Origin of the sequence: Thermosediminibacter litoriperuensis (assembly GCF_008124715.1) — a bacterium.
Taxonomy (GTDB): domain Bacteria; phylum Bacillota; class Thermosediminibacteria; order Thermosediminibacterales; family Thermosediminibacteraceae; genus Thermosediminibacter; species Thermosediminibacter litoriperuensis.
Genome location: NZ_VNHO01000004.1, coordinates 34,197 through 48,930, shown reverse-complemented (window position 1 = coordinate 48,930; position 14,734 = coordinate 34,197). Strand labels below are relative to the sequence as shown.

The following is a 14,734-nucleotide window of genomic DNA, read 5'->3' as shown; positions in this document are numbered from 1 at the left end:
TTGAACAAAACTGGGAAAATTTTATTGATTTTACTGGCTCTAGTAGTTTTTTCCGGATTCGGCCTCATGGTAAGGGCCGACATCGGCGAACCGGGTTCCGAAGACGATCCTCTGGTGACGAAAAGCTACGTGGACAGGGTTGTGTCCGAATTAAAAGGGTATTTTGATAAAGGAGTTCCGGTTACCGGGCCGGCACAGGATCTCGAGGTGGTTTACCTCGAAAAGGGAGATCGCCTGATAGCGGGGAAGGGGACGGAAATAATTTTAAGAAGCGGTACGGCTCTTATTGTAGACAGTGAAAACGGGGGTATCGCTGACGTGACCGGCGGTAAGGACCTGAGAAAGGGCGAAAAGGTGCCCCAAAATCACCTGCTCATCGTACCGAGAGAAGACGGCAGGGGAGTTGTCGCTCAGACCAGCCTCGTGCTCCTCGTTAGAGGAAGCTTTGAGGTTACCAAATAACCTTCCCTTTACTATGTTTCTTCGTAATGATATACTTTTTTTGGTTAATTTCCTTTGAGAGAGAGGCCTTTTTGATGGAGCAACTAACGGTATTGCTGGTCCTCATGGCTCTAGACACCGGTGGAGCCGAAACCCATGTGGTGTCTCTAGCAAGACAATTGAAAAAAGAAGGCGTCAGGGTCCTTGTGGCCTCCCGGGGGGGCAAATTGACGAAGGAGCTTACCGCCAGCGGTATCGAACATTTCACCTTCCCCCTTGACAGCAAGACGCCGCGAAGCCTGCTCGTTTCCGTAAGAGGACTGACGAAACTGGTGAGAGAGTACGGCGTAGACCTGATCCACGCCCATGCTCGCATACCCGCATGGGTTTCCCAATGGGTTTCCTATTTCACCGGATGTCCGTACATAACCACGTCCCACGGCATTTACTCCACCAGCTGGGGTATGGGATTTTTAACGGCGTGGGGCAGTAAAATAATAGCCGTCAGCGAGGATGTCAAGGAACACCTTATAAAAAACTTCAAAGTAAAGCCTGAAAGGATATACGTAATTCCGAACGGTATTGACCTGGATAAATTCGATCCCGGAGTGGATACCTCGGAAATCCAAAAAGAGCTCGGGCTGGAACCCCAAGACCTGAAGATAGTATACGTCAGCAGGCTCATGGGTGCCCGGGGTGAGATTGCGCTTAGGCTCATTGAGGCCATGCCCGAGATAGCCTCATCTTATCAGGGGGTGAAACTCCTGGTGGTGGGGGAGGGCGACAAGCTGGAAGCCATAAAAGAGCAGGCCGAAGGGTGCAACAGAGCATTGAATGGCAGGAGGGTTATCGTCACCGGAGCCAGGCTGGACACCCATACTCTAATGGGACTGGCCGATGTGGCGGTGGGAGTAGGCCGGGTGGCCCTGGAGGCCATGGCGTTGAAAAAGCCGGTGATAATAGCTGGAGAAGCAGGCTTTATGGGTGTTCTAACGCCGGAAAACTTTAACTCCGGTATGAAGCATAACTTTAGCGGCAGGGGATCTGCGGAGAAGACCGGTTCGGTGAATCTGGCCGCTTCCATAAAGCGGCTTCTTGCTTCGCCGGACTGGAGAAGGGAATTAGGCGAATTCGGCCGCAGGGCTGTGGAAGAATACTTTTCAATCAAATCCATGACGAGAAGAGTAATGGACGTTTACAGAAAGGTCTTGGAGGAGGTTAAATAATGAGCTTAATAGACAAAAAAGGCAGGTTATTCGGTCTCATAAATATAATAGACCTGATGGTGATACTCCTGATAGTGGCCGTTGCGGGCAGGTTCGCCCTGAAGGCTCAGCAGAGGCCCGTGGGTAGCGCCGAAAAGAAGATCGAGGTGGTGCTATTGGTTAAGGACGTCAGGGACGCCACCGCCAGCGTCATAAAAGAGGGGGATATCGTTCGGGAGACCAAGACCAACAACCTGCTCGGGAAGATCACAAAAGTAGAGGTAAGACCTGCCGAAACTCTTGTGAATACTGCCGACGGCAGGGTAGTAAGTGTGCCGAATCCGGTCTTGAAAGACGTTTATGTTACGCTGGAGGGTTCCGGCACGGCAGGTGAAAACGCCATTGTAATAGGCGGCACCGAAATACGCATAGGTACCGTGCTCCAGATAAAGACCAATATATATTCGGTAGTGGCTACGGTGATGGGAATTAAAGTGTTGGATTAAAGGAGACGGGCTTATGGAAGCCGTAAATCGCTGGATAGCGGGAAGTGTAGTTGTAAAAATAATATATTGTCTTTTTTCTCTGGAGTTTTGTGAGAGTAGCCTGCTTTACCGGGTGTTTAAGAAAATATCAGGTTTTGTTGCGGGCGCTTATAAGGGGTGTTTTTTTGCGAATCTCTTCCGCTCAGAGCCGTGGGAGAAAGAGGCCGTGGCTCGCAGCCGGTTTTTCAAGATGCTTTTACGGCCGGTAATTTTATGTACCGGCCTCAGGGATATATTGAACAGCGCCATCGAAAACAGCTTTTGCTACAGGTTCGCCGGAAGCGCCGTGATAGATTTTGTAGGGCAGCCCTTCAGGACCTCTTCCCTGGTTTTCACCCCGGCAATTCTGACGTATACCGCGCTGAAAGTCCTCTTTTCCGGTTTATCCAGTGAAGATCTGATGATAAGTTTATCGATCATGGCTGTCCTCGTTCCGGGGTATTTTATAAATTTGCCGCTTTCCGCGGTGGTCTCCGGGAGCGGGTTTATTAGGACAGCCAGATGGGTTGCATGGAACGCTGACATCGATGTGCCTGAAGTAGATAAAAGACAACCCGGCACCTTATACGCGGTCTTGGGCGCCGTGCTGGGAGCACTTTATTTTGCACTGCCGAACATAACTTTCGTAAAACTTACCGGGCTCATCGGGCTAGGACTTCTAATATACATGAAGCCCTCCCTCGGCGTCTATATCGTTGCATTCATACTACCCCTGGTGCCTACCCTTTACAGCATAGCGCTGATAGGGCTTACATTTGCGGCAATGCTGCTTCGAATCGACAAAGGCGGGTTCGGCATCCCCACCGGAGCGGTGCCGGCTGCGCTTTTTCTTGCTTCGGCTGCCATGGCGGCGGTATTTTCGGTCACCAGGGGCGAGAGCCTGAAGATACTGCCTATTTACGTAGCGTATTTTATGGCATTCCTGGTTTTCTCTTATTTTTGCAGGGACCGTAGAGTCTTAAAGACCGCTCTGCTTTTTCAGATAGCTTCTACGGTGGGAATATCCCTTTACGGGATATACCAGTATTACTTTGTGAAAAAGCCTACTTCGATAGCCTGGTTGGATTTCAGGCTGTTTCCGGAGGTCTCCACGCGGGTTTATGCGACGCTGGAAAACCCCAACGTGCTGGCGGAATACCTGGTTTTCGTCATTCCCGTGGTCATGGCATTTATGTGGGCCGAGGCCAGAACGATCCGAAAAGCAGTTTTTGGAGGACTGCTCGGCGTCATCGTCCTGTGCCTGATACTGACCCTTTCGAGGGGCGGCTGGCTGGGCCTGGCCCTAGCAGTGGTGATTTTTGCAGCGGTTGCCGACCGGCGGCTGTTCATAGTACTGCTGGTTCTGGCTCTGGTATCGCCCCTGTTCCTGCCCCAGGTTATTATAAACCGCGTGGCAAGTATCGGCAGTCTAGAGGACAGTTCCAACGCTTACCGGGTGACCATATGGGTGGCAAGTTTACGTATGCTGCGGGATTACTGGCTGACAGGATTAGGACTGGGCCTCCAGGCCTTTTCGAGAGTTTACAGGGATTACATGATAGCGGGGACTCCAGCCCTTCATTCCCACAATTTTTACCTGCAACTGGGCATTGAAATGGGTGTGCTGGGGCTCGTATCCTTTCTCTGGTTTACCGCAACGGTGCTTAATGGCGCCGGCAGGGTTTTTAGGGGACACCGAAAAGCATGGGCTGCCCTGCTTGCGGCGGGGATCGCAGGTGCGGTTTCCGGTCACCTGTTTCACGGATTGTTCGACCACGTCTGGTTCAGTCCCAGGATAGGCCTGGCCTTCTGGGAAATGACGGGGATTCTGTCGGCCTTAATCGCAACAGCCGGAACTGAAAAAGCCCCCTTTGAAGGCGGTGGGTCATGAGAAGAGTGCTGCACGTTATAACCGACACCAACATCGGAGGTGCCGGCAGGTATCTGCTGAACCTCCTTTCGGCGTGGGATATAGACAGGTACGACATAGCGGTCGCCTGTCCTGCGGGTGGGGAACTGGAAAAGCGTTTAAAGAGCCTGGGGGTAAGGGTCTTTCCCCTTGACGGTGGGGAAAAATCCTTCAGAATATCCCACGTTCGAGAACTGCTAAGAATTATTGCCCGGGAAAAGATAGATTTAGTCCATACCCATGCCAGTCTTTCCGGCAGAATCGCCGGAAGGCTTTCGGGCTGCAGGGTGATTTTGACGCGCCACTGGATGGGGCAAAAGAACGAAATGGGGTTTGTTCGGCGGTTGATAAACCGGATAGTTTACAGGCTCCTCACTGACCGAGTGATTGCGGTGTCAAGAGCTGTAAAAGTCAGCCTTATAGATATAGGTGCGCCTGCGGGGATTATAAAGACCGTGTACAACGGCATACAGCTTCCTGCTTATTCCGGGGAGTTAGAGTCGACGATCAGACAGGAGCTCGGTATCCCAGAAAACACCCCGCTTATAGGCATCGTGGCTCGCCTCGTGCCGGAAAAGGGCCATGAATTCGCCATAAGAGCCATGCCGGGTATCCTCGAAAGATTTCCCGGTGCCCGCCTGATTCTGGTGGGTGACGGTCCCCACAAAGGTTATCTCGAAGACCTGTGTGAAAAGCTTCAGGTTAAGGATAAGGTGATTTTCCTGGGGTTCAGGAAGGATGTCGAAAATGTTGCCGGGGCCTTTGACGTGGTCCTTATGCCATCCGTTAACGAGGCACTTGGCCTGGCCCTTCTGGAAACCATGGCTCTGGGCAAGCCAGTTATAGCCTCTGAAGTCGGGGGGATCCCTGAAGTGATTAAAAACGGGTATAACGGCATTCTGGTGCCGCCCGGCAATGTAGAAGTTCTTACCGAAAAGGTCATAGAACTCCTCTGTTGGGAAGAACTGAGGCGATCCCTGGGGCGGGAAGCTAAAGACACCATATACAGGAAGTTCACAGCCCGGATAATGGCAGAAAAGACCATGGAGGTCTACGACGAGATAATAGGGAGTAAGGGGCGGTAATGGTGAAATGGGCTGCTAAAGGTCTAATAGCGCTTTTTATACTTGCCCTGGTGGTTTCGCTCTACAGCGTTGTAGGCAAAATATCGATTGAACAAAAAAACAGGGTAGTAGAGATTTCCGTCCCCATGCACGAGGTTGAAGCGCTGTCCAGGATTACCGGACGCCGGCCCGTTGAAATACTGGAGGAGTTCAGGTCGGCCGGGCTTACTTCCCTAGCGGTGGAAGAAACGACGGTAAAGGACATGATGAACAGGGGAAAGATTCTGGTACTGAACGGCTGGCAGCTCTTGGACTATGACAGTTTTTTCGGAGTAGCGAATAATCTTGTCAGGGATATTCTCTCCCAAAAAGATTTCAACCCCCGGAGCTATTATATATTCACGAAGGACAGGGAGATCTACCGGAAATTAAAAACCGCCATGGCTTCCAGGGGGTATGACATAAATGCTGCAGAGGGCGGGGGTATTTACGTAATCCAGGAAGTAAAGGGAGCAGGCGGTTTCACCGAAATCGGCCTTGGTATCGACCTGGATTCGCTTGAAAACGCCCGGTCTCTTGGGCTTAACATCGTGGTTATGCTCAAAGGGGTAAAAGAAAAGACCGCGGAAGAGATAAAGCTACTGGACGAGCTTTTCGATAGAGAAATGTCCGTTTTGGTACTGCAAAATAACGAAATGCCGCGCAAGGTCGAAGCAGCGGAACTACTTTTGAAGGCTGTAAAGGGGAAAAGCATCCGCCTGGGATTGGATGAGTTTAAGGAAGCGGGGAATTTGAAAAAATTTTTGCAGCAAAACGGCTATAATGCCGTGAGGGTGTACAACCGGCCGCCCCATAGGTGGATGGAAGAATACCTGCTCGCCGTGAGGGATAGAAACGACAGGCTGCTTTACCTGCACCTTTTCATGTCGGGCGATGAGGATCTGGTTTCTTACAATAAAATGCACATAAAAGAGATTTATAATGACGTAATATCAAGGGATTTTATCGCGGGCGTTTATCCCCAAAAAGCTTCGGTGTTTTCAAAAACTCCAACCTCAACCGTTGCGACGTCGTTGCTTCCAATAATGGCTTCTATGGGGTTGGGCTTGGGGGTTTACCACCTGCTTAAGTTGAGCGGAGTTCTGGAAAAGACGGCTTTAGCAGTATCATACGCGCTTATACTGGCGATGGGCCTTTTTGCTGCTCTTGATTTTTCCACTTTCAGGAGCGGAGCCAGTCTCCTGGCATCCGTACTCTACCCGTGCCTGGGGATATACCGGGAGATGACAATAAAAAGGAAACACCCCTCGAATTACCGGCAAGCTCTGAAAGAGGGGATTTTCACCCTTCTAAGAGCCACAGGGATTGCCGCCACCGGAGCCCTGCTGATAACTGGAATCAGTGGTGACGTGGATTTCATACTCGGCATCGAGAAATTTCGCGGTATCAAGGCAATGTATATTTCTTCCTTTATCATCATCGCCCTGCTCTATATAAAATTACAGCACGGGAGCATCCCGCTTCGTAAGCCTGTGCTCTCCATCGGAAATCTCATAGCCGTTGCTCTGGCTGGCGGAATCCTTTACATCCTTATAAACAGGACGGGTAATTTTTCCGTTATACCCATACCTAAGTGGGAACTTTATTTCCGAATATGGCTGGAAGAAGTACTCCCCGTGAGGCCCCGGACAAAAGAATTTTTGATAGGCTTTCCCGCCCTGGTGCTGGCAGGAGGCCTCAAAAATACGGAAAGACCCTTATGGTCCCGGTTGTTGATGGTCACAGGGCTTCTGGGCGAGGTATCTATGGTAAACACGTTCAGTCATTATCACGTTAATGCTCTGATATCGATCATACGTTCCGTCGAGGGGCTAATACTGGGCGGTTTTATCGGAGCTTTAGCCTTAGGGGGATATTATATATGTGCTGGAAAGGGAATGAAAGCGAATGAATAAGATACTGGTCTCGGGGTACTACGGGTTCGGAAATGCCGGAGATGAAGCCATTTTGATGGCGATCGTGGAATCCCTCAAAAAATTGGATAATAATATATCCATAAAGGCACTTTCGGCCAATCCCAAGGAAACCAAGCGAATGCACGGTATAGACGCCGTGCACCGTACCAATCCTTTTCTCGTCATAAAAGCCATTGCCGAGGCCGACCTGGTTTTGAGCGGAGGAGGGGGCTTGCTCCAAGATGTAACCAGCAGCAGGTCCATCCCCTATTATCTCCTTATCGTCTACCTGGCAAAGAAGATGGGGAAGAGGGTCATGTTTTACGCCAACGGAGTCGGTCCGGTCAACCGGAAACTCAACAAGCGACTCATAGCGGCGGTAGGCAATACGGTGGACCTGATTACGGTAAGGGATGATAACTCGCGGGACCAGTTAATGAGCCTTGGCGTGAAAAATCCCCCGATTTACGTCACGGCTGACCCCGCTTTCGCCTTAAAGCCCGTGGACGACGAAACCGGCTTTGGAATACTCAGGTGGAAGGGTATAAATTTTGATGAAGGCAGTCTCAAAATAGGCGTATCCGTCAGGCCCTGGAATTTGGGTAAGAACAGGCAGGTCATAGCCGAGACCTGCGATTATTTAATAAAAAACCATGACGCAACGATTGTTTTTCTTCCAATGCAATTTCCGCAGGATTACTCCGAATCCCTCGAAATTATGGGGCTCATGAAGGGAAAAGCTCGGGTGATCGACGAACCGCTGGGACCAAGGGAGCTGCTCTGGATCAGCGGACAGATGGATCTTCTCTGCGGAATGAGGCTTCACGCCCTTATCTTCGGCGCCATAATGGGCGTACCGCTTCTTGGATTGGCCTACGACCCGAAGGTTGAAAACTTCTTAAAACGCGTCGAACAGCCTTCCGCGGGTTCGCCCCTGGATTTAAACGTGGTGGACCTGTGCCACCTTTTCGAAGAGGCCATAGGACGGAGGACCGAGAGCCGCAGCAAACTTCTGGCCAAAAAGGATGAGCTGGAGGGTCTGGCTTACGAAAACGCAAGGCTGGCCCTGAAACTACTGGAGGGTGGTTATGAGGCAGGCAGCAGGTAGGATTGAAATACTCGGAGTGCCCCTGGACAGGGTAACATTAAAGCAGGCAGCGTCAAAGGTCGAAGAGATGCTGGAATCTGGGGGTACCAAAGTAATTGTAACACCTAACGCGGAGATCATCATGGCAGCCCAGAAGGATATAAGGCTCAGGCGGGCGATAATGCTTGCTGACCTCAGCCTTCCCGACGGCATAGGCGTGGTGATAGCTTCCCGGATTCTGGAAGAGCCGCTGCCTGAGAGGGTTGCGGGATTCGACCTGATGATGGAAATGCTCAAGATAGCCGACCGGCGTCAACTTTCGGTATACCTTCTGGGAGGAAAGCCCGGTGTTGCCGAAGAATCGGCAGCCGGTATAAAAGCGAAGTTTCCGGGGGTCAGGATAGCCGGCACCCATCACGGCTACTTTGATCTGTCCCAGCAGGATAAGGTGGTGGACGAAATCAACGGGCTAAAGCCCCATTTCATCTTCGTCGGTATGGGTGCTCCCCGTCAGGAGGTTTTTATGGTAAATAACAAAGACAAAATCCGGGGCGGTATAATGATGGGTGTGGGCGGCAGCCTGGACGTGCTTGCAGGCAGGGTCAGCAGAGCCCCGCAGTGGATGCAGCGGCTGGGTTTTGAATGGTTCTACAGGCTGGTGCAGGAACCTTCCAGGATTAAGAGGATGGTTGCACTTCCTCTGTTTTTATTAAAAGTACTCGGGGTAAGGGGGAGAAGGTGACTTGAAGGTTAAATCAAATATACTGGACTACATGCAAATATTCGTAGGCTGTTTCATCGCTTCTCTTGGCCTTACCATGTTCTTAATACCGAATAAGGTAGCTGCCGGAGGCGTCAGCGGCCTTGCAACGGTGCTTCATTATCTTTTCGGCCTGCCGGTGGGCTGGACGATGCTCGCCTTCAACATACCCCTTTTCATAGCCGGAGTAGTTTTTCTGGGCTCCGGTTTTGGCGCAAAGACTGTACTGGGCACCGTGCTGCTTTCGGTTTTCACGGAAGTAACGAAGAATTTCCCGGTACTCACCCGGGACCTATTGCTTTCCAGCGTCTACGGCGGAATAGTCCTGGGTCTGGGACTCGGACTCGTGTTCAGGACCAGGGCTTCCACCGGCGGTTCCGATGTGGCCGCTATGCTGATTCACCATTTTCTGCCAACGGTCAGCATAGGTCAGGGCATACTGTTTATAGACTTTTTTGTCATCGCCCTGAACGGGATCTCCTTCAACTGGGAACTGGCGATGTACTCCTGGATAGCCCTTTACGTAAGCAGCAAAGTCATAGACATCGTTCAGGAAGGCATAAATTACGCAAAAGCTGTATACATAATATCCGACAGGAATGACGAGATCCAAAAGAGGATACTGGAAGACCTGGGCAGGGGCATCACCCTTTTTGAAGCAAAGGGCGGTTACACTGGAGAAAACAGAAATGTAGTGATGTGCGCCGTAACCCGTCTAGAGCTTCCAAAACTGAAAAAGATAATCTGGGATATCGACCCCAGGGCGTTTATAATAGTCCACGACGTGCACGAAGTGCTGGGGGAAGGATTTACGCTTATGGATAATAATAAATAAAGTTAAAGAATTATAAGAGGTGATGATAAAATGGCAATAACCCGAGAAAAAGTAGAAGAACTAACAGCGGTAGCACGCAAGGTGAGGCGGCACATTATAGACATGACCGCAGAAGCCGGTTCGGGCCATCCCGGCGGGTCACTATCCTGCACCGACATCCTGGTAGCCCTATATTTCCACGTGATGAAAGTAGACCCCAAAGATCCCGATTGGCCCGAAAGAGACAGGCTCGTGCTCTCAAAAGGCCACGCGGCCCCCGCGCTTTACGCGGTCCTGGCTGAAAAAGGCTATTTCCCGGTAGAAGAACTGCTTACCTTAAGGAAAATCGATTCCAGGTTGCAGGGACATCCTGACATGAAAAAGACGCCGGGTGTAGACATGACCACCGGTTCCCTGGGACAGGGGCTTTCCGCAGCCAACGGAATGGCCATCGCAGCAAAACTTGACGGAAAGGACTACAGGGTGTACGCCGTCCTCGGAGACGGGGAGCTCCAAGAGGGCCAGGTATGGGAGGCGGCTATGGCTGCATCCCATTACAAATTGGACAACCTCACGGCTTTCGTCGACCACAACGGTTTGCAGATAGACGGCCCCATAGCGGAAGTAATGTCGCCGGAAATAATCCAGGATAAGTTCCGAGCCTTCGGCTGGAATGTAATCGACGTGGACGGCCACGATTTCGAAGACATAATCCGGGGTATCGAAGAAGCCGTGAACACAAAAGGCAGGCCCACGGTGATAGTCGCAAAGACAGTAAAGGGTAAGGGAGTGCCGTTTATGGAAAACCAGGTCGACTGGCACGGGAAAGCTCCGTCCCGCCAGCAGGCGGAAGAAGCGCTGAAAGCTCTCGGAGAGTAACAAAAGCCCGTACCATAAACGTCACCATATTTAAAGGAATGGAGGTTTAAAAATGCCCAAAATAGCCACGCGTGAAGCTTACGGTGAAGCCCTCGCCGAACTTGGCGAAGAAATAAAAGACATAGTGGTTCTGGATGCGGACCTTTCAAAATCCACCAAGACCAGCGTATTTGCGAAGAAATTCCCCGAACGCTTCTTTAACATGGGGATAGCCGAACAAAACCTCATGGGCACGGCGGCGGGATTGGCCACCTGCGGCAAGATTCCCTTTGCCAGCACCTTTGCCGTATTTGCCACCGGCAGAGCCTTCGAACAGATAAGAAACTCCATATGCTACCCCAACCTCAACGTAAAGATCGCAGCGTCCCATGCCGGTATTACCGTCGGCGAAGACGGAGCCACCCACCAATCCATCGAAGACATAGCCATTATGAGGTCTTTGCCCAACATGACGATCATCAACCCGGCCGACGCCGTTGAGGCAAAACAGGCTGTAAGGGCGGCTGCCCTGCACAAGGGACCCGTATACCTGAGGCTGGGCCGCCACCCCGTAGAAACCATCTTCGACGAGCATTACAAATTTGAGCCGGGCAAAGGCGTCATCCTTAGAGACGGTAAAGACGTAGCCCTGATCGCAACGGGCATAATGGTGGCGGAAGCACTGAAGGCAGCCGAGATACTAGCAAAAGGCGGTATAAACGCCATGGTCATCAACATCCACACGATAAAGCCAATAGACAAAGAAATAATTCTGCAGGCAGCCGAATGCGGAGCCATAGTCACCGCCGAAGAGCATTCCATAATCGGCGGTCTGGGTAGCGCCGTGGCCGAGGTGCTGGTGGAAGAAAAGCCGGTGCCCATGAAGAGGATAGGCATCCGCGACGTGTTCGGACAGTCGGGCAAACCCGAAGAACTCCTGAAAGCCTACGGCCTGACGGCGGAGGATATTGCGGAAGCGGCAAGATCCTTGCGGCGGTAGCTGCGGTATTACTTGGTCCTCCGGGGATTGGAAAATTCAATTAAACTATAGGCATGGAATAGAGGCCATTCGCGTCCTTGTTTCCTTTTTGAGACTGGGGAAGTTGTCCGTATGAAAAAAATGGATAACTTCCCCAGTTTTGTTTATTTTTAGTAATTGATGTGTAAGTTAAAACATAGCTAATTGGGATAAAGGAAAAGGAAATGGAAATTTCCAACCATAGCCTGAAATTAAATATCCCGATTTTCAATGTTACTTTTTTTTATCACTATCAGCCTATACGGGAGGGCAACGATAAAATTTTCGCGGTTATCAGCTTTATTCCTAAGTGGATTGGATGGTCATAAATGTTATCATAGGCAGCATAAAAATTTTATGACAGCTAGATAATTTTGTAAAGGAGGAATTCAGATTTGAGACCATTAGAAGGAATTAAGGTACTCGATTTATCCAGGGTATTAGCAGGTCCTTTTGCCACAATGATTTTAGGAGATCTGGGTGCTGAGATTATAAAAATTGAAATTCCGGGTGTTGGCGATGATTCAAGAAGTTTTGGTCCTTTTATAAAAAATGAAAGCGCTTATTTTATGAGCATTAACAGAAATAAAAAGAGCATGACATTAAACCTTAAGAAACAGGAAGGCGTAAATATATTGAAAAAAATGGTTGAAAAAGCAGATGTTATTGTTGAAAATTTTAGGCCCGGCACCATGGAAAAATTAGGAATAGGTTATGTTGTATTAAAGGAGATCAACCCGAGAATCATTTACGCTGCTTGTTCCGGGTTTGGTCATACAGGTCCATACAGCCTGAGACCGGCTTATGATGTGATAGTGCAGGGAATGGGCGGTATTATGAGTATTACTGGTCAGCCGGGTGGCCCTCCTACCAGAGTGGGCGCATCTATTGGCGACATTACCGCAGCATTGTTTACAACCATAGGTATTCTGGCAGCACTTAATGTTCGCGAGAAAACGGGAAAGGGCCAAAAGGTAGATGTAGCCATGTTGGATTGCCAGGTGGCAATACTCGAAAATGCGATTGCTAGATATTTTGTTACCGGTAAGTCCCCGGAACCCATTGGAAACAGACATCCTTCTATTACCCCCTTTTCCTCATTTAAAACTAAAGATGGCTTTGTAATTATAGCAATAGGCAATGACAGCTTATGGGCCAAATTCTGTAACGTAGTGGGAAGGCCAGAGTTAATAGACGATACAAGATTTAGAACAAACCCTGACAGGACAAAGAATTGGAATGAGCTTGAACCAATCTTAAATGAGATCTTAAGCGAAAAAAATACAGATGAGTGGCTTGAAATATTAGAAAAAGCTGGCATACCGTGTGGCCCAATAAACAACATCGAACGGGTGGTAAATGACCCGCAAGTAAAAGCTAGGGAGATGCTTGTAGAACTTGAACACCCTGTGGCAGGAAAAATAAAAGTTCCAGGGATACCTATTAAATTTTCCGAAACACCGGGGCAGATTGAAAGACCCGCGCCACTTCTAGGGCAGCATACAGAAGAAATTTTAAAGGATATGCTCGGTTTTTCCGAACAAAAAATAGAAGATTTAAGAGTAAATAAAGTAATTTAAAAGGAGAGAAAGTAGTATGGAAATTTATGGTATGGGAATAATCTCACTGTGTATGTTCATCGGAACTTTCTTAGGAAACTTGCTGGGAGAATTGTTAGGTGTTAGTGGAGATGTAGGCGGAGTAGGAATGGCAATGCTATTGCTGGTATTGATCAGCAATTATATGGAATCCAAAGGAAAACCTTTCCCGGAAAGGATCGCTAAAGGTATAGAGTTTGTAAGTTGTCTATATATCCCCATAGTTGTGGCTATGGCTTCCATCCAAAATGTTTTAGCGGCTTTTAAAGGTGGTGCTGTAGCATTTCTTGCAGGAGGCCTTGCGACGATAGGCTCTATGCTTTTAATACCTCTTATTTCAAGATCGGTGCATCTCAAAAAAGTAGCAAAATAATAAAAAAGGGAGCTGAAACGATATGGTAGTAAGCATAATAAAAAAACTGTTCACATCATACGGTCTCGTGGGGGCTTTTGGTATTGTTGCTCTTATAATGCATGTGGCATATTACATTGCAAATGCAATAGGTCAGAAAAGGATGGGTTCTGCATTTGCTATAATAATTGGTCTCATTTTGGCCTATATAGCAGGAAAATATACCGGAGGGGAAAAAGGCCTTGCCGATATAGAACTTTTTGCTGGTTTAAGCCTCTTGGGAGGCGGTATGTTGAGGGACTACGCTATAATTTCTACGGCTTATGGAGTAAAATTTGAGAACCTAAAGAAAGCGGGTCTGGTGGGCGTTATATCATTGATCGTGGGAGTCTTTTTCTCCTTCATAGTAGGTGCAATAATCGCAGCAATATTAGGTTTTCAAAACCCGGTTGATATAACTACAATTGGTGCCGGTGCAGTGACTTTCATAGTAGGGCCAGTAACAGGGAGCGCTCTTGGAGCAAGTTCAGAAGTGATTGCCCTCTCAATAGCGGCTGGAGTGGTTAAGTCGGTACTTACGATGATAATTACGCCCCTAATTGCTCCGATAATAGGTTTAAACAATCCTACAGCAGCTATGGTTTACGGAGGTCTTCTTGGCACAACCAGTGGAGTTGCCGGTGGGCTTGCTGCCACTGATCCAAAACTTGTACCCTATGGCGCAATGACTGCCACTTTTTATACAGGCCTCGGAACGCTTATTATTCCATCTTTGGGATTCTTACTTGTAAGAGCTATTTTTAGTTAAATTTGAACGATCTTGGCATAGAAGCCGTAAAAAATAAAACTTTATTCTTTAGAAATTGAGATTAAAAATGGATGTAAAATTTTAATTCCTTCACAAACCTGGCCGTGGTTTTAATCTTCGTTTGCTCGTGCTTGGGCCCGGCGGAAATATCGTAAGCGTAGACTCGGACATTGGTCGGAAAAACCCACCTTTGGCCGCTTTTATTTCCTTTAATTTTGGCTGTAATAAAAGCGGCCATTTTATGTTCTAAAAAAAATTTTCATTGTGGCATTTCTGGGACTTCGATCCCAAACTTTGAACGGATAATTGAATACGTTCAAAGGCTCTGCCTGTGTGTAGAG

General features: G+C 49.0%; 14 protein-coding genes. All 14 read left to right on the top strand.

The features are described 5' to 3' along the window. The 14 genes from LZ11_RS02355 (at nt 1) to madM (ending at nt 14,393) form a co-directional block, all read left to right on the top strand. Nucleotides 1-462, top strand: a complete 462-nt coding sequence (locus LZ11_RS02355; protein ID WP_148866283.1) for a hypothetical protein — start codon at nt 1-3, stop codon at nt 460-462. 74 nt (nt 463-536) lie between these two features. Continuing rightward, nucleotides 537-1,667 carry a glycosyltransferase family 4 protein gene (locus tag LZ11_RS02350; protein ID WP_246110677.1) on the top strand — a complete coding sequence of 377 codons (1,131 nt, stop codon included), beginning with the start codon at nt 537-539 and terminating at the stop codon, nt 1,665-1,667. Further along, nucleotides 1,667-2,152 carry a DUF4330 domain-containing protein gene (locus tag LZ11_RS12655; protein WP_148866281.1) on the top strand — a complete coding sequence of 162 codons (486 nt, stop codon included), beginning with the start codon at nt 1,667-1,669 and terminating at the stop codon, nt 2,150-2,152. Before LZ11_RS02350 ends, LZ11_RS12655 begins: the two co-directional genes overlap by 1 nt. 13 nt (nt 2,153-2,165) lie before the next feature. Then, nucleotides 2,166-4,061, top strand: a complete 1,896-nt coding sequence (locus LZ11_RS02340) for an O-antigen ligase family protein (protein ID WP_148866279.1) — start codon at nt 2,166-2,168, stop codon at nt 4,059-4,061. Then, complete coding sequence (locus LZ11_RS02335; RefSeq protein ID WP_148866278.1) at nt 4,058-5,164, top strand: glycosyltransferase family 4 protein; 1,107 nt, start codon at nt 4,058-4,060, stop codon at nt 5,162-5,164. The genes LZ11_RS02340 and LZ11_RS02335 overlap by 4 nt, the downstream gene beginning before the upstream one ends. Further along, nucleotides 5,164-7,098: a DUF5693 family protein gene (locus LZ11_RS02330; RefSeq protein WP_148866276.1), complete on the top strand. Its 1,935-nt coding sequence runs from the start codon at nt 5,164-5,166 to the stop codon at nt 7,096-7,098. Before LZ11_RS02335 ends, LZ11_RS02330 begins: the two co-directional genes overlap by 1 nt. Beyond that, nucleotides 7,091-8,206, top strand: coding sequence for a polysaccharide pyruvyl transferase CsaB (csaB, locus tag LZ11_RS02325; protein ID WP_148866275.1), 1,116 nt, complete (start codon nt 7,091-7,093; stop codon nt 8,204-8,206). The genes LZ11_RS02330 and csaB overlap by 8 nt, the downstream gene beginning before the upstream one ends. Then, nucleotides 8,187-8,927 carry a WecB/TagA/CpsF family glycosyltransferase gene (locus LZ11_RS02320; RefSeq protein ID WP_148866273.1) on the top strand — a complete coding sequence of 247 codons (741 nt, stop codon included), beginning with the start codon at nt 8,187-8,189 and terminating at the stop codon, nt 8,925-8,927. Before csaB ends, LZ11_RS02320 begins: the two co-directional genes overlap by 20 nt. Before the next feature lies 1 nt (nt 8,928). After that, entirely contained in the window at nt 8,929-9,780 is an 852-nt protein-coding gene (locus tag LZ11_RS02315; RefSeq protein WP_148866271.1) for a YitT family protein, read from the top strand. 30 nt (nt 9,781-9,810) lie between these two features. Continuing rightward, nucleotides 9,811-10,638, top strand: coding sequence for a transketolase (locus LZ11_RS02310; RefSeq protein ID WP_148866269.1), 828 nt, complete (start codon nt 9,811-9,813; stop codon nt 10,636-10,638). A 52-nt stretch (nt 10,639-10,690) separates the two neighbouring features. After that, on the top strand, nt 10,691-11,617 hold the full coding sequence (locus LZ11_RS02305) for a transketolase family protein (protein ID WP_148866267.1): 927 nt from the start codon (nt 10,691-10,693) through the stop codon (nt 11,615-11,617). A gap of 413 nt (nt 11,618-12,030) precedes the next feature. Next, nucleotides 12,031-13,215: a CaiB/BaiF CoA transferase family protein gene (locus tag LZ11_RS02300; protein ID WP_148866266.1), complete on the top strand. Its 1,185-nt coding sequence runs from the start codon at nt 12,031-12,033 to the stop codon at nt 13,213-13,215. A 16-nt stretch (nt 13,216-13,231) separates the two neighbouring features. Further along, the gene (madL, locus tag LZ11_RS02295; protein ID WP_148866264.1) at nt 13,232-13,606 is read left to right on the top strand and encodes a malonate transporter subunit MadL; all 375 of its coding nucleotides are present in this window, start codon (nt 13,232-13,234) and stop codon (nt 13,604-13,606) included. 22 nt (nt 13,607-13,628) lie between these two features. Next, the gene (madM, locus tag LZ11_RS02290) at nt 13,629-14,393 is read left to right on the top strand and encodes a malonate transporter subunit MadM (protein WP_148866262.1); all 765 of its coding nucleotides are present in this window, start codon (nt 13,629-13,631) and stop codon (nt 14,391-14,393) included. Nucleotides 14,394-14,734: the final 341 nt, after the last annotated feature.